The following is a 15,488-nucleotide window of genomic DNA, read 5'->3' as shown; positions in this document are numbered from 1 at the left end:
GGCTCGATGCATGGGTGACCTCTTCGACGGCTACGGCGCGCACGGCACGGTGCGCAAAACCCCTCAGGGGATGCCCGCGTTCGACGAGATGTTCGCCGGCGACGGGGCATCTCGCGACGCGTACGACGAGCTCCACCAGGCCCTCGCGCTGATGACGCAGGAGGAGCTGCGCGGGCGCACCGAGTCGCTCGCGAGCTCGTATCTGGCGCAGGGCGTGACGTTCGACTTCGCCGGCGAGGAGCGGCCCTTCCCGCTGGATGCGGTGCCCCGCATCATCCAGTACGACGAATGGTCGCACGTCGAGGCCGGGGTCAAGCAGCGCGTCAAGGCGCTCGAGGCGTTCCTGGACGACACCTACGGGCGGCAGAACTGCATCCGCGACGGGGTGGTGCCGTCCCAGCTCATCGCCTCGAGTCAGTACTTCTACCGCCAGGCGGCGGGCATCCATTCGGCGAACGGCGTGCGCATCCACGTCTCCGGCATCGACCTCATCCGCGACGAACACGGGCAGATGCGGGTGCTCGAAGACAACGTGCGCGTGCCCTCGGGGGTCAGCTACGTCATCTCCAACCGCCGGGTGATGGCGCAGACCCTCCCCGAGCTCTTCGTGTCGATGCAGGTGCGTCCGGTCGGCGACTACCCCAACCGTCTCCTCGCTGCACTGCGCGCGGCCGCTCCGGCGGGAGTGGACGACCCGGAGATCGTCGTGCTCACGCCGGGCGTGTACAACTCCGCGTACTACGAGCACACGCTGCTCGCGCGGCTCATGGGCGTGGAGCTCGTCGAGGGCCGCGACCTCGTCTGCCAGGGCGGCCGCGTGTACATGCGCACCACCCGCGGACCCAAGCGCGTCGACGTCATCTACCGCCGCGTCGACGACGACTACCTCGACCCGCTGCAGTTCCGCGCCAATTCGATGCTGGGCGCCCCCGGTCTCATGCTCGCCGCGCGCCTGGGCAACGTGACCATCGCGAACGCGGTCGGCAACGGCGTCGCCGACGACAAGCTGCTCTACACGTACACGCCGGATCTGATCCGCTATTACCTGTCCGAGGAGCCCATCCTGCCGATCGTCGACACCTGGCGCCTGGAAGACCCCCAGGCGCTGGAGGAGGTGCTCGACCGCCTCGACGAACTGGTCGTGAAGCCGGTGGACGGCTCCGGCGGCAAGGGCCTGATGGTGGGTCCGGATGCCTCCCGCGCCGAGCTCGACGCGATGCGCACCCGGCTGCAGTCCGACCCGCGCGGCTGGATCGCGCAGCCGGTCGTGATGCTCTCCACGATCCCCACCCTGGTCGAGGACGGCATGCGTCCCCGCCACGCCGACCTTCGCCCGTTCGCCGTGAACGACGGCGAAGACATCTGGGTGCTGCCGGGCGGCCTCACCCGCGTCGCGCTGCCCGAGGGGCAGCTCGTGGTCAACTCCAGCCAGGGCGGCGGCTCCAAAGACACCTGGGTGGTCGGCGGCGCCGCCCCGGCGCACGTCGAGTACGCGCAGGGCTACGGCCTGGCCGGGCTCGTGGCCGACCAGGCATCCGCCGCGACGCAGGCGCTCCCGATCGTCTACGACACCGAGGCGCCGCCACCCGATCTCTCCCCGCAGGACGCCCCGAGCCCCGCCCCCGTGCGTCACGCGCAGGAGGAACAGCAGCAGCAGGGAGGTGCCGCATGCTGAGCCGGATCGCCGAGTCGCTGTTCTGGATCGGGCGCTACATCGAGCGCTCCGACGGGACGGCGCGCATCCTCGACGTGCACCTGCAGCTGCTGCTGGAAGACCCGTGGATCGACGAGGACACGGCGTGCCGGTCGCTGCTCGCGGTCATGGGCTCGCCCGCCGAGGGCCCGGTGCAGCGCGCCGACGTGCTCGCCCGCCTGGGCGTCGACCGCGCCAACGCGTCCTCGATCGCATCGTCGCTGAGCGCCGCCCGCGAGAACGCCCGCCGGGCGCGCGAGATCGTCTCCACGGAGCTCTGGGAGTGCCTGAACACGACCAGCGCCCGGATGCCGCGCCGGCTCCAATCCGAGAAGGCGCACGGCTTCTTCGCCTGGGTGCGCGAACGTGCGGCGCTCGCCGTCGGCATCGTCGACACGTCGACGAGTCGCGACGAGGCGTGGCAGTTCTTCACCCTCGGGCGGTCGATCGAGCGCGCCGACATGACCGCGCGGCTGCTCGCCACCCGTACGCTCACCGAGGCATCCGGACCCTCCTGGACGACCATCCTGCGCTCGTGCGGCGCCTACGAGGCCTACGTTCGCACCTACCGCGGGATGCCGATCGCCGCGAACGCGGCTGAGTTCCTCCTGCTGGACCGCCTGTTCCCGCGCTCGATCATCTACTCCATCTGGCAGGCGGAGCAGTGCATGAGCGCGATCGACCCGCGGATCGACCGCGTCGGCCACTCCAACCAGGTGCTGCGCGCGCTCGGACGCATCCGCAACGAGCTGGAGTACCGGCCGATCGGCGAGATCCTCCACGAGCTGCCCGCGCACATGGAGAGCGTGCAGCTGGTCACCCGCGAGGCGTCCGAGGCGATCCGGCAGCGGTTCTTCCCCACCCAGTCGGAGCCGTCCTGGATCGGAGAGCTGTCATGAAAAGACTGCGGATCGAGCACACCACCGGGTTCAGCTACCTCGGCGACGTCGCGGCGTCGTACAACGAGGCGCGGATGCTGCCAGGCACCACCGACAGCCAGTTCGTGCTGACCTCTTCGCTCGACATCGAGCCGGCCGCGACCGTGCACTCGTTCATCGACTACTTCGGCACCCGGGTGAGTTCGTTCGACGTGCTGTCGCCCCACTCGGAGCTTCGGGTCGTGGCCCGTTCGCTCGTCGAGGTGCGCCCCCGCCCGATCGAGTCGACCGGCATCACGTGGGAGCGCCTGGCCGCCGAAGCCCGCCGTCAGGTGTCGACGGTCGAGCACCTGACGCAGACCGACCGCACCCGGCCGGCGGCCGAGGTCGCCGAGATCGCGCAGGCCATCGCCGGGCGTCGCGAAGACCCGTGGCAGGCGGCGAGGGACATCTGCATCGCGGTGGGGGATGCCGTCGAGTACGTGCCGGGCGTCACAGCCGTGCACACCACGGCTGCGGAGGCGTGGGATGCCCGCAAGGGCGTCTGCCAGGACATGGCGCACATCGCGGTCGGGGCCCTGCGCGCGGTCGGCATCCCGGCCCGCTACGTGTCCGGATACCTGCACCCGAGCCCCGACGCCCAGATCGACGTGCCGGTCACCGGGGAGTCCCACGCGTGGGTGGAGTGGTACACCGGCCAGTGGCAGGGGTTCGATCCGACCAACAACAGCGAGATCGACGACCGCCACGTGCTCGTGGGACGCGGCCGCGACTACAACGACGTGCCGCCGCTGCGCGGCGTGTACAGCGGGTCGCACAAGTCGCACCTGAACGTCGAGGTCACGATCACGCGCGAGGCGTGATCGGATGAGCGCGCAGCATCCGCAGATCCCGGTGCCCGGCCTGGAGCCTGCGTTCGAGGTGGTCGTCGAGCTCGGGGCGCTGGAGGACCACGGGATGACCCGCGTCGGCCACCGGCGCGTCGTGCCGATCATCGGCGGCCACATCACGGGCGCTTTCGACGGCGAGATCCTGCCCGGCGGTGCCGACTGGCAAGTGGTGCGCGCCGACGGCTCGGTCGAGGTCGACGGCCGCTACAGCGCGCGCAGCAGCGACGGCGAGCTGCTGTATCTGCACGCGGTCGGTGTGCGCAGCGGCGACCCGGAGGTGCTCGAAGCCCTGCTGCGCGGCGAGGCCGTGGATCCGTCCGAGTACTACTTCCGGGCCACGATCACCCTCGAATCCGCCACCCGCCCCGAGTTCGAGCGGTCGGTGTACATCGCGTCGTACATCCGCGAGGCGAACGCGGTGCGCTTCGTCGCCTACCGCGTCACCTGATCGCGCCTCCGCCCGCGACGCCGCGACCGCGCGAGGGAGGGAATGACGCGAGGGGAGGGGATGACGCGAACGGAGGATGGCCGGGGCCTGAAGCATCCTCCGCTCGTCGCATCTCCTCCGGCCGTGACGCCGCGACGTCGCGAGGGAGGGGATGGCGCGAGGGGAGGGGATGACGCGAACGGAGGATGGCCGGGGCCCGAAGCATCCTCCGCTCGTCGCATCTCCTCCGCCCGCGACGAGGGACGGGGGTCGCCGGGCACCACGACGCCTCAGACCAGCTCGACGCCCGCGGCCCACACCCGCTCGACGCCGAGCGCGTCGTCCAGGAGCACCAGGTCGGCGGCGAAGCCGGGGGCGAGTCGGCCGAACTCGTCATCCTGGCCGAGGACGCGCGCGGGGGTCAGCGTGAGCGCCTCGACGGCGGCGACCTCGTCGACCCGGGCGTCCTCGACCGCCACGCGCAGGGCGCGGTCGTGGGTCAGGGTGGATCCGGCGATGCTCGACCCGTCGGCCAGCCAGGCCTGTCCGTCCGTCACCGTCACGGTGAGTGAGCCGAGGTCGTAGGTGCCGTCGCCGGCGCCCGCGGCGGCCATCGCGTCGGTGATGAGGGCGACCCGGTGTGGGGCGAGGGCCATCGCCATCCGCACCACGTCGGGATGCACGTGGAAGCCGTCGACGATGAGCTCGAGCGTCACGCGCTCGTCGTCGAGCGCCGCCAGCACCGGACCCGGCGCCCGGTGGCCGATGCCGGGCATCCCGTTGAACGCATGCGTCAGCAGGGTCGCGCCGCGGTCGAAGGCGGCCTGCGTCTCGGCCATCGTCGCGTCGGTGTGTCCGACCGCGACGACGACACCCGCCTCGCGGAACGTCTCGATCGCGTCCAGCGCGCCGGGCAGTTCGGGTGCGAGCGTGATCTGCCGAAGCGTGCCGCGGGCGGCGGCCAGCAGATCGGTGATGATCGCCGGATCGTCCGGCGGTCGCAGGAAGGCGGGATTGTGCGCACCGCGGTGCCCGGCCGCGAGGAACGGACCCTCCAGGTGGGAGCCGAGCACGAGCGGGTCGGATGCCGCGACCCCCGCGATCAGGTCGAGCCCGGCGCACAGCTCGTCGATCGGGTTCGTGACGAGGCTGAGCACCGACCGGGTGGTGCCGTGCCGTCGATGCAGGCGCAGCGCGGTCTCGATCGCCGCGCGCCCCTGCTCGAATGCGAACCCGCCCCCGCCGTGACCGTGCAGGTCGATGAATCCGGGGACGAGGCGCCGCCCGCCGGCATCCACTGTCGAGGCCTCGCCGGCGTGCTGCCGCCACTCGGAGCCGCGTCCCGTCCCGAGGATCACGCCATCTGCGGCAGCCAGCCAGAAATCCTCGATCGCGCCGTCGGCGTCGACCTTCGTCGCGGAGTGCACGACGAGCGCGGGGATGCCGCGACGCACGTCAGATCCTCGCGACGATGACGCGCAGACCGGCATCCTCGAACGCGCGATGCTGGTCGGGCGTGATGCCATCGTCGGTGATGAGCGTGTCGAACAGGCCCTCGTCGCCGAGGGTCGCGAACGCACGGCGACCGATCTTGCTGGAATCGGCCACGACCACGGCATGTTCGGCACGACGCGCCATCAGGCCGTTCACCGCGGCCTCCCGCTCGTCGCGCACGGTCGGGCCGACCACGGGGTCGATGCCGGCGACCCCGACGAACGCGTAGTCCATCGTGATCTTCTCCAGCACCACGTCGCTGTACGGGCCGACCAGCTCGTACGAGCGGGACTGCACCACGCCGCCGGTCACGACGATGCGGATCTGCGGTCGCATGATCAGCTGCGCGGCGATGTTGATCGCGTTGGTGACGACGGTGAGGCTGTGGTGCGGCGACGGCTCGGCGATGTCGGCGCGGGTGCCGAGGGCGTCGGCGACGGCGGTGCTGGTGGTGCCGCCGGAGAGGCCGACGACGGCCCCCATCGGCACGAGCTCGCTGGCAGCCTGGGCGATCGCCAGCTTCTGCGGCGCCTGCTGCTCGCGCTTGTACCGCAGCGGCAGGTCGTAGGCGACCGACTGCCCGGTGGCCCCGCCGCGGGTGCGGGTGAGCAGCTGCTGCGAGGCGAGCGCGTCCAGGTCGCGCCGGGCCGTCGCGGACGAGACGTCGAGGCGTTCGACGATCTCCTCCACCTCGACGCGGCCCGTCTCGGCGAGGAGGTCGAGGATGGCGCGCAGCCGGTCGGTCCGGTTCATCGCGTTCCAGCCTGTTCTCGAATCGGGGCGACGGCACGCGCCTTGAGCGCGGCACCGATGATACCGGCATCCTCCCCGATCCGGGCCTTGACCAGGACCGGACGCCGGTGGAACGTGAGTCGGGCGTCGAGCCGCCGCCGCAGCGGTTCGAGCAGTTCCTCGCCGGCCTCGGACAGCCCGCCGCCGATGACGAGCGCCTCGGGGGAGAGGAGCGCGACCACGTGGGCGAACGACAGGGCGAGGGCATCCAGCGCGCTCTCCCACACCGCGAGGGCGACGCCGTCTCCAGTCTGCGCGCGGGCGAGCACCTCGCGCGCCCCGCGCACCGGCTGGCCGGTCCCGGCGGCGTAGCGGCGGGCGATCGCCGCGGCGGATGCCACCGCCTCCAGGCATCCGCGTCCGCCGCACGCGCAGGCGGGGCCGTCGGCGACCGGGGCGTGCCCGATCTCGCCCACGCGCCCGTCGCCGGCGTGGATGCGGCCGTCGATGAAGACCGCCGCCGCGATGCCCGTGCCGATCGTGACGACGAGCACGTCGCGGTAGCGGGATGCCGCCCCGAGGAGGTACTCGGCCTCGCCGGCGGCGCGCACGTCGTGGTCGAAGCCGACCGGCATCCCGAGGGCCGCGGTCGCCCGCTCCCGGAACGGATACTCCCGCCAGCCGAGGTTCTCGGAGAGCACGCCGACGCCGGCGGCGGCATCCACATGCCCGGGCACGAGGAGTCCGGCGGCGGCCGGCGCCACCGACGGGTACTCGGCCGCGAACTCCTCGGCCAGGCGCGCGACGGCCTCGACCACGCGGTCGGCAGTGCGCTCGCCGTCGCGCGGCGTCGGCAGGCGGCGGGTGCCGAGCACGGTGCCTTCCGCGTCGACGAGGGCGGCCTTCATGTCGGTGCCGCCCACGTCGAAGGCGAGCGCCGGGGCGCCCGGGCCGAGGATGCTGGCGGTCATGTGTCCTCCTGAATGGCGTCATCGACCCGGGTGATCGATGGTGCGCGTGAACGAGATGAACCGATCATGGCACGCGCAGTCGGGTGCGCGAAAGAGGAGGTTTTCGAGCCATCAGTGATGGAAACTGATCGAAACAGTGCCAAAGCATGCAAATTACATCTTGCGCGCGCAGTCCGGACTGTGCTCAAATGATCATCGTCCGCGACCGGAGAGCACGAGGAGATGCAGATGTCGGAGACCGAAGCGCTGCGAGTGGGTGTCATCGGCGCGGGGGCCCGATCAAAGCTCGCGCTCTGCGCGGCGGAGTCGAGCATCCCGGCGCGCATCGTCGGGGTGGCGGACGTCACCGAGCGCGGCCGCACCCGCGCGACGGCGATCTTCGGGTCGGAACCGGCGATCGTCGGCAGCCTCGCCGAGCTCATCGACCTCGGCATCGACGTGGCCTTCGTCACGACCCCCGACCACACGCACGCCGACATCGCCGTCGAGCTGCTCCGCGCGGGGGTCTCGGTCTACCTCGAAAAGCCCCTCGCGATCACGATCGAGTCGGCCGACGCCGTGCTCGCGGCCGCGTACGAATCCGGCAGCAAGCTCTACGTCGGCCACAACATGCGGCACATGCCCGTGGTGCGCCTCATGCACCGCCTCATCGGCGAGGGCGCCATCGGCGAGGTCAAGGCGGTCTGGTGCCGCCACTTCGTCGGAAACGGCGGCGACTACTACTTCAAGGACTGGCACGCCGAGCGCTCCAAGACCACCGGGCTCCTCCTGCAGAAGGGGGCGCACGACATCGACGTCATCCACTGGCTCGCCGGCGCCTACAGCGTCGACGTCACCGGCATGGGCGACCTGGCCGTCTACGGCGGCATCCCGCACCGCGCCGACAACACCGACCGCGTCATGACCGAGTGGTTCTCGTTCGAGAACTGGCCGCCCACCGCGCAGACCGACCTCAACCCCGTCATCGATGTCGAAGACATCTCGATGGTCTCGATGCGCCTCGACAACGGCGTGCTGGCCAGCTACGAGCAGTGCCACTTCACCCCCGACTACTGGCGCAACTACACGGTCATCGGCACCGCCGGGCGACTGGAGAACTTCGGCGACGGCGAAGGCGGCGTCGTGCGGGTGTGGGACCACCGCACCGACTACAAGCCCGAGGGCGACCGGACCTACCCGATCCCCGCCGGCGAGGGCGGGCACAACGGCGCCGACCAGCTCACCGTCGACGAGTTCCTCCGGTTCGTGCGCGACGGATCCCCGACCGACACGTCGCCGGTCGCCGCGCGCAACGCGGTCGCCGCCGGGGTGGCCGCCACCGACTCGCTGCGCAGCGGCTCGGCGCCGCGCCGCATCCCCCCGCTCGACCCCGCCGTCCTCCAGTACTTCGCCCAGGGCCAAAAGCACTAGGCATCCCGCCGCCACCGGCGGCACCACCCTCCACCACGTCACAGAAAGGGTTCGACAATGGACCGTCGCACCTTCCTCCGGGCCGCCGTCCTCGGCGGCGCCAGCCTCGGCCTCGGGGTGACCCTGGCCGGTTGCAGCACTCCGTCCTCCACCACGGGGACCGGCGCTGCCGCGTACAAGGCGCCGGCAAAGAACCTCGCCGCGACCATCAGCTACGCGATCTGGGATGTCAACCAGCAACCCGCCATGCAGAAGATCATCGCCGCGTTCAACAAGGTGTATCCGAACATCACCGTCAACATCCAGCTCACGCCGTCGTCCGGCGGCGCGTACTGGACGAAGATGAAGACCCTGGCGCAGGGCAAGAACCTGCCCGACGTCTTCTGGATGAACGGCCCGAACGTGGAGCTGTTCGCGCTGAACAACCAGCTGCTGCCGCTGGACGGCATGGTCAGCGCCGGGGCGGTCAAGAAGAGCGACTACCCGGACGCCCTGGTCAACCTGTACACGGTCGACGGTCACTTCTACGGCGTGCCGAAGGACTTCGACACCATCGGCCTCTACTACAACAAGAGCCTCCTCGCGAAGGCCGGGGTGGCCGAGCCCACCGCGTCGTGGACGTGGGACGACCTGAAGACCAACGGCAAGAAGATCTCCGACCACTACTCTGGCAAGGTGTTCGGCTTCGCCGGCGACCTCACCGGCGGCCAGACGTCCTGGTACAACACCATGCTGCAGGCCGGCGGCTACATCATCTCGCCCGACCACAAGAAGTCCGGCTACGACCAGCCCGGCAGCATCCAGGGCCTGCAGTTCTGGGCCGACCTCATCAAGTCCGGCGTCTCGCCCACGATGCAGCAGCTGACGACGACCCTCGCCAACGACTGGTTCACCTCGGGCAAGCTCGCCATGGTGATGGACGGCGACTGGGAGACCACCCCCTACCACCAGGCCTTCGGCGACAAGCTCGGGGTCGTGAAGCTCGCGGCCGGACCGAAGAGCAACCAGTGCGTCATCCACGGCCTCGGAAACGTCATCTCCGCGACGACGAAGAACAAGGATGCCGCGATGGCGTTCGTCGCCTTCCTCGGCAACCGCGCGTCGGCCCTCGTGCAGGCGGATGCCGGCGTCGTCATCCCCGCCTTCAACGGCAGTCAGGACGTCTGGGCCAAGTCCATCCCGGGCCTTGACCTGCAGCTGTTCCTCGACGAGGCGAGGACCGCCTCCCCCTACCCGATCTCCAAGAACACGTCGGCGTGGAACCAGCTGGAATCCACGATCCTGCCCCCGGCGTTCGCCGGCCAGGTGCCGATGGCGACGGCGGCGAAGCAGCTCGCGGATCAGATGAACGCGCTCCTCGCGAAGGAGTGACCCGATGAGCGTCTCTTCTGCAGAGGCCACGACGGTCGGGGCGGCGATCGCATCGTCGCCCCGTCCCCGGCCGCGGCGCCGCCGCCGGCCGAGCCCGGACGGCGCGTGGCCGTGGATCTTCATCCTGCCGCTGCTGCTGGGCGTCGCCCTCTTCTACCTGTGGCCGATCCTCAAGACGTTCTACCTGAGCTTCACGACGGTGGGCGTGTTCGGCGGGTCGAGCTTCGTCGGCGGCGCGAACTACGCGCAGATGTTCAGCGACCCGCAGATTCCGCGATCGATCCTGAACACCGCGATCTACACGCTCATCGTGCTGCTGGGCATCCCGATCGCGATGGGCCTGGCCGCTCTCATCGAGCGGCCGGGGATGCGTTTCCGCTCGTTCTACCGCACGCTCTACTTCATCCCGTACGTCACGATGCCGGCCGCGGTCGGCATCGTCTGGCGGCTGATCTTCAACGGCGACTTCGGTCCGATCAACTACTTCCTGTCGCTGTTCGGCATCAAGGGTCCGTACTGGCTCGCGACCCCCGGGTTCGCCCTGGTCGCGGTCGCGGTCGTCGGGTTGTGGATGGCGCTCGGCTTCAACCTGATCATCATCAGCGCGGGCCTGCGGGAGATCCCGGTGGAGCTCTACGAAGCCGCGCAGATGGACGGCGCATCGCGGATCCGCCAGTTCTTCAGCATTACGGTGCCGCTGCTCACGCCGAGCATCTTCTTCGTGACGATCATGACCGTCGTCGGCGGATTCCAGCTCTTCGACCTCCTCTACGTCATGCTCGGCAAGTCGAACCTGGCCATGCCGCAGACGCAGAGCATCGTCTACATCTTCTACAACGAGGCCTTCATCCAGAACAACCAGGGCTACGCGTGCGCGATCGGCATCCTGATCCTCGTGATCATCGCCGTGCTCACCGCCTTCCAGTTCCGGGTGCAGCGCAGGTGGGTGAACTATGTCTGAGGCGCTTCCCACGGTCGCGATCGTCACGGGCGACCGCACGCGTCGCCGCCCGCGGCGCACGCAGTCCAACACCGGCGCGCACATCGTGCTGCTGCTCGGCGGCATCGTCATGGTGTCGCCGCTCATCTACCAGCTGCTCATGTCGCTGTCGACGAGCCAGCAGGTGGAGAGCGTGCCGCCCACGTTCTGGCCGGGCACGCTGCAGTGGCACAACTACGCGGACGTGTTCGCGCAGATGCCGTTCGGGCAGGAGCTGTGGATCACCATCGCGATCACCCTGGTGCGCCTCATCGGCCAGCTGTTCCTGTGCTCGATCGCCGGCTATGCGTTCGCCCGCATGCGCTTCACCGCGAAGGGCGTCATCCTCGCCCTCGTCCTGTCGATCATCATGGTGCCCGCGCAGATCTACCTGATCCCGCAGTACCAGATCATCCAGAACCTCGGATGGCTGAACACCGTCGCCGGCATCGCCGCCCCGGGCATCTTCAGCGCGTTCGGCACGTTCCTGATGCGCCAGTTCTTCCTGGGACTGCCGCAGGAGCTGGAGGATGCCGCCCGCATCGACGGGGCCAGCTCGTTCCGCATCTTCTGGAACATCATGCTTCCCCTCGCCTCGAACGGCCTGTGGGCGCTGGGCATCATCACGGTGCTGTGGTCGTGGAACGACCTGATGTGGCCGCTCATCGTGACCGACAGCGCGAACACCGCGCCGCTGAGCGTGGGCCTCGCGAACCTGCAGGGCGTGCACTCGAACAACTACCCGGTGCTGATGGCGGCGAGCCTCATGGCGATGCTGCCCATCCTGATCCTGTTCATCGTGCTGCAGAAGCGCGTCGTGGCCGGCATCGGCCGGAGCGGGCTGAAGTGATGACCGACTGGGACTTCGTCGTCTGCGACGCGCTCGAGAAGGTCTATCCGGATGCCGACCCGCGTCCGCTCGACCGGGGCATCCCGCTGTCGGCGGTGCTCGGTGAGATGGTCTCCTTCCAGGTCGCGTTCCGGCCGCACGCGTCCGGGGACTTCCTCGACCTGCGGCCGCTGCGCCTGCGGTTCGCGGGCGACGCGGCCCGGCACGTGACGGCGCACCGCGTCGAGCTGGTTCCCGTCGAGCTGCCCGCCTTCCACGGGCACGACGACCGCTACGACCGGGACGCCCCCGGCCTCTACCCCGACCTGCTGGTGCCCCTCGAGGGCGACGAACTGCGCCCGCTCGTCGGGTTCTGGCGGGCGGTGTGGATCGACGTGCGCGTCGACGACGCGGCGGATGCCGGCATCCTGCCGGTCGCGTTCGCGGTCACGGATGCCGACGGCGCCGAGCTGTGGCGCGACGAGGTCTCCGTCCAGGTGCTGCCCGTGCGGCTGCCCGAACTCGACATCGTCAACAGCCACTGGCTGCACGCCGACGCGCTCGCCGACCACTACGGGGTCGCGGTGCTGGGCGAGGAGCACTGGGCGCTGCTGGACCGGTTCCTCGCGGCAGCCGCCGAGATGGGGGTCACGTCGATCCTCACACCGGTGTGGACGCCGCCGCTGGACACCGCGGTCGGGCGGTACCGCACGCCGGTGCAGCTCATCGGCATCGCCGAGACCGCCCCGGGCCGGTACCTTTTCGACTTCGCGAACCTCCGGCGGTGGATCGCCCTGTGCACGGCGAACGGCATCCCGGGCATCGAGATCGCGCACCTGTTCACGCAGTGGGGGGCGGCCGCCACCCCGGCGGTGTACGCCGACCGCGACGGCGAGACGGTGCGGCTGTTCGGGTGGGACGTTCCGGCGACCGATCCCCGCTACCGCGCGTTCCTGGAGCAGCTGCTGCCCGAACTGTGCCGGGTGCTCGATGAGACCCACGACCGCTGGCAGGTGGTGTTCCACGTCTCGGACGAGCCGCACGGGGAGGGGCAGCTCGCGTCGTACCTCGCCGCGAAGGCGGTGGTCGCGGACCTCCTGGCCGGGCGTCGCATCGTCGATGCGCTGAGCGACCACGCCTACTTCTCCAGCGGGGCGGTGGAGATCCCCGTCGTCGCGACGGACGCCATCGAGCCGTTCCTCGCCGATCGGCCGGGGGAGCTGTGGGCCTATTACTGCGTGGGGCAGCACCGGGACGTCGCCAACCGCTTCATCGCGATGCCGTCGTACCGCAGCCGCGTGCTGGGCCACCAGCTCTTCGCGTTCGAGCTGGACGGATTCCTGCACTGGGGCTTCAACTATTACTACTCATGGAACTCGCTGCGACTGATCGATCCGTTCCGCGACACCAGTGCCGGCGGCGCCTACCCGGGCGGCGACCCGTTCATCGTGTACCCGGGCGAAGACGGCCGTCCGCTGCCGTCGATCCGTTCCCGCGTCTTCGCCCAGGCCATGTGGGACCACCGCGCCATGCAGGCCGTGCGCGACCGCGACGGCTTCGCCGCGGTGCGCGACCTCCTCGATCCGGATGCCGCCCTGCGCTTCGGCTCGTACTCCGCCGATCCCGGCCACTACCTGCGAGTCCGTGCGCACCTGAACGCGCGGCTCGCCGAGACCGACTTCGAAGAACTGACAGGGAGCAGACATGTCTGAGACCGTGACCGCCGGCGCCGAGCACACCACTCGGGAGATCGCGCAGCAGCCCCGCGTGTGGCGGGAGACCCGTGACGCCGTCGAGGCCTCCCGGCCCCGCATCGACGAGTTCCTCGCCCGGCATGTCACGCCCGAAGTGCGCATCGTCCTCACCGGCGCCGGCACGTCGGCGTTCGTCGGCGAGATCGCCGCGCCGGCACTGGCCCGCATCACCGGGCGGCGCTTCGACGCGGTGGCGACCACCGACATCGTCGCCGATCCGCGGGGCGCCTTCGCCGAGAACGTCCCGACGCTGCTCATCTCGTTCGCGCGCTCCGGCCGCAGTCCGGAGAGCGTCGCGGCGACCCGCCTCGCCGAGGAGGTGCTCGACGAGGTGCACCACCTGATCATCACGTGCGACGAGACCGGCGACCTCTACCGGACGCACTCCGAGCGGCCCGGCGACCTCGTGCTCGTCACCCCGGAGGGCACCAACGACCTCAGCTTCGCCATGACGTCGAGCTTCTCGACGATGCTGCTGACCGCGCTCCTGGTGTTCGCCCCGCAGCTCGCGGACGGCGTCGAGGCGGCCGCGGCGGCGGGGGACTGGGCGCTCGGGGACGGCGCGGCATCCCCCGCCGAGTTCGCCGGCACCGACTACGACCGGGTCGTCTACCTCGGCAGCGGTCCGCTCACCGGTCTCGCGCGGGAGTCGGCGCTGAAGCTGCTGGAGCTGACCGCCGGCCGCATCGTCGGTCTGCACGACAGCTCGCTCGGCTTCCGGCACGGGCCCAAGTCCGTGCTCGACGATCGGACGCTGGCGGTCGTGTACGTGTCGTCCGACCCCTACACGCGGCAGTACGACCTCGACATCCTCACGGAGCTGCGCACGACCCCGGGAGCGCACCAGGTGCTCGCGATCGATCACCGCGCCGCGGACGAGCCCGGCGCGACCTGGTCGGTGCCGGGCGCGGAGGATCTGCCGGACGCGCTGCTGGCGCTGCCGTACGTGCTGTTCGCGCAGTCGCTCGCGCTGCGGCAGTCGCTGCGGCTCGGGCTCACGCCGGACAACCCGTTCCCGTCGGGCGACGTGAACCGGGTGGTCAAGGGCGTCCGCATCCACCCGCTGGCGGACGTCGCCGCCCGATGAGCGCCGGGGGCGTCCTCGCGATCACGCCGAACCCGGCCGTCGACCTGACCTGGCACGCCGATCGGCTGGTCGCGGGCGGGTCGCACCGGGTCGCGGCGGCGCGCGTCCGGGCCGGCGGCAAGGGCGTGAACGTCGCTCGCGTCGCGCACGGGCGGAGGATGCCGGTGAGCGTCGTCACGACGGCGGGCGGCACGGCCGGGGACGAGTTCGCCCGCGATCTGGCGGCCGGCGGCATCCCGCACCGGCTCGTGCCGGTCGCGGGGGAGACCCGGCGCACCGTGACGATCGTGGACGAGGCGTCGGGTGACGCGATGATCTTCCTCGAGCCGGGCGTCGCCCTGCAGCCGGCCGAGTGGCGGGCGCTGCGGGATGCCGCCGACGCGGAATCGGCGGATGCCGCCGTGCTGACCGTGTCGGGGAGCCTCCCGCCCGATTCGCCGCCCACCGCGATGGCGGACTTCGCCGCGATCGCGCGCCGCCGCGGCATCCCGTCGATCTTCGACAGCTCCGGGGCGGCGCTCCTCGCCGCCGCCGCGGCCGGGGCGACCGTGCTCAAGCCCAACCGGGCCGAACTGCGCGAGGCCACCGGCATCGCCGACCCCGTCACGGCCGCCCGCTCGCTGCTCGACGGGGGCACGCGTCTGGTCGTGCTGTCCCTCGGCGCCGACGGGATGATGGCGGTCACACCCGGCCCGGTCGTGCTGCACGCCCGGCTTCCCGAGGTGCTGGCCGGCAACCCCACCGGGGCGGGGGATGCCGCCGTCGCCGCCCTCGCCTGCGCCCTCGCGACCGGGAGCGACGACCCCGCCGACCTGCTGCGGGTCGCCGTCGCCTGGTCGGCGGCGGCGGTCCTGGAGCCCGTCGCCGGGGACATCTCACCCCGGCACGCGGAGTTCGCGTCGCGGGTCGTCATCCGCCCCCTCGACTGAGCCCACCTTCCACACCGATTGATCGGAGTTTCGATGCCGTTGTC

Annotated in this window: 14 protein-coding genes; 11 read left to right on the top strand and 3 right to left on the bottom strand. The window is 70.7% G+C overall.

The features are described 5' to 3' along the window. The first annotated feature begins 10 nt into the window (after window positions 1-10). From LK09_RS18130 to LK09_RS18115, 4 genes are read left to right on the top strand one after another with little or no spacing between them, the layout of a single operon-like run. Window positions 11-1,675, top strand: coding sequence for a circularly permuted type 2 ATP-grasp protein (locus LK09_RS18130; protein WP_039402734.1), 1,665 nt, complete (start codon window positions 11-13; stop codon window positions 1,673-1,675). Next, a complete protein-coding gene (locus LK09_RS18125; RefSeq protein WP_039402732.1) occupies window positions 1,669-2,592 on the top strand; it encodes an alpha-E domain-containing protein in 924 nt (307 codons plus the stop codon). Before LK09_RS18130 ends, LK09_RS18125 begins: the two co-directional genes overlap by 7 nt. Next, on the top strand, window positions 2,589-3,434 hold the full coding sequence (locus LK09_RS18120) for a transglutaminase family protein (protein WP_039402730.1): 846 nt from the start codon (window positions 2,589-2,591) through the stop codon (window positions 3,432-3,434). Before LK09_RS18125 ends, LK09_RS18120 begins: the two co-directional genes overlap by 4 nt. A gap of 4 nt (window positions 3,435-3,438) precedes the next feature. After that, window positions 3,439-3,909 (top strand): DUF3237 domain-containing protein, encoded by a 471-nt coding sequence (locus tag LK09_RS18115; protein WP_052226979.1) that lies wholly within the window; start codon window positions 3,439-3,441, stop codon window positions 3,907-3,909. 269 nt (window positions 3,910-4,178) lie between these two features. Here the strand turns inward: LK09_RS18115 and nagA are convergent, their stop codons facing one another. Genes nagA through LK09_RS18100 form a run of 3 tightly spaced genes read right to left on the bottom strand, consistent with a single transcriptional unit; the run spans window position 4,179 to window position 7,085 of the window. After that, on the bottom strand, window positions 4,179-5,378 hold the full coding sequence (gene nagA, locus LK09_RS18110; RefSeq protein WP_052226978.1) for an N-acetylglucosamine-6-phosphate deacetylase: 1,200 nt from the start codon (window positions 5,376-5,378) through the stop codon (window positions 4,179-4,181). Then, window positions 5,344-6,135, bottom strand: coding sequence for a DeoR/GlpR family DNA-binding transcription regulator (locus tag LK09_RS18105; RefSeq protein ID WP_039402728.1), 792 nt, complete (start codon window positions 6,133-6,135; stop codon window positions 5,344-5,346). Before LK09_RS18105 ends, nagA begins: the two co-directional genes overlap by 35 nt. After that, complete coding sequence (locus tag LK09_RS18100; protein ID WP_039402726.1) at window positions 6,132-7,085, bottom strand: ROK family protein; 954 nt, start codon at window positions 7,083-7,085, stop codon at window positions 6,132-6,134. Before LK09_RS18100 ends, LK09_RS18105 begins: the two co-directional genes overlap by 4 nt. Window positions 7,086-7,307: 222 nt before the next feature. Here LK09_RS18100 and LK09_RS18095 point away from each other — a divergent pair, with 222 nt between their 5' ends. Genes LK09_RS18095 through LK09_RS18065 form a run of 7 tightly spaced genes read left to right on the top strand, consistent with a single transcriptional unit; the run spans window position 7,308 to window position 15,444 of the window. Further along, window positions 7,308-8,495: a Gfo/Idh/MocA family protein gene (locus LK09_RS18095; protein WP_156138904.1), complete on the top strand. Its 1,188-nt coding sequence runs from the start codon at window positions 7,308-7,310 to the stop codon at window positions 8,493-8,495. A gap of 57 nt (window positions 8,496-8,552) precedes the next feature. After that, window positions 8,553-9,866: an ABC transporter substrate-binding protein gene (locus tag LK09_RS18090; protein WP_039402724.1), complete on the top strand. Its 1,314-nt coding sequence runs from the start codon at window positions 8,553-8,555 to the stop codon at window positions 9,864-9,866. Window positions 9,867-9,870: 4 nt separating this feature from the next. Beyond that, the gene (locus LK09_RS18085) at window positions 9,871-10,827 is read left to right on the top strand and encodes a carbohydrate ABC transporter permease (RefSeq protein ID WP_039402722.1); all 957 of its coding nucleotides are present in this window, start codon (window positions 9,871-9,873) and stop codon (window positions 10,825-10,827) included. Next, a complete protein-coding gene (locus LK09_RS18080) occupies window positions 10,820-11,695 on the top strand; it encodes a carbohydrate ABC transporter permease (protein ID WP_052226977.1) in 876 nt (291 codons plus the stop codon). The genes LK09_RS18085 and LK09_RS18080 overlap by 8 nt, the downstream gene beginning before the upstream one ends. After that, window positions 11,695-13,386: a DUF4091 domain-containing protein gene (locus tag LK09_RS18075; protein WP_039402720.1), complete on the top strand. Its 1,692-nt coding sequence runs from the start codon at window positions 11,695-11,697 to the stop codon at window positions 13,384-13,386. Before LK09_RS18080 ends, LK09_RS18075 begins: the two co-directional genes overlap by 1 nt. Further along, on the top strand, window positions 13,379-14,515 hold the full coding sequence (locus tag LK09_RS18070) for an SIS domain-containing protein (RefSeq protein ID WP_039402717.1): 1,137 nt from the start codon (window positions 13,379-13,381) through the stop codon (window positions 14,513-14,515). The genes LK09_RS18075 and LK09_RS18070 overlap by 8 nt, the downstream gene beginning before the upstream one ends. Further along, a complete protein-coding gene (locus LK09_RS18065; RefSeq protein WP_039402715.1) occupies window positions 14,512-15,444 on the top strand; it encodes a 1-phosphofructokinase family hexose kinase in 933 nt (310 codons plus the stop codon). Before LK09_RS18070 ends, LK09_RS18065 begins: the two co-directional genes overlap by 4 nt. Window positions 15,445-15,488 lie beyond the last annotated feature (44 nt).

The organism is Microbacterium mangrovi (assembly GCF_000802305.1).
Taxonomy (GTDB): Bacteria; Actinomycetota; Actinomycetes; order Actinomycetales; family Microbacteriaceae; genus Microbacterium; species Microbacterium mangrovi.
The sequence above is the reverse complement of the archived record's forward strand: the minus strand, read 5'-3'. Positions and strand labels throughout refer to the sequence as shown.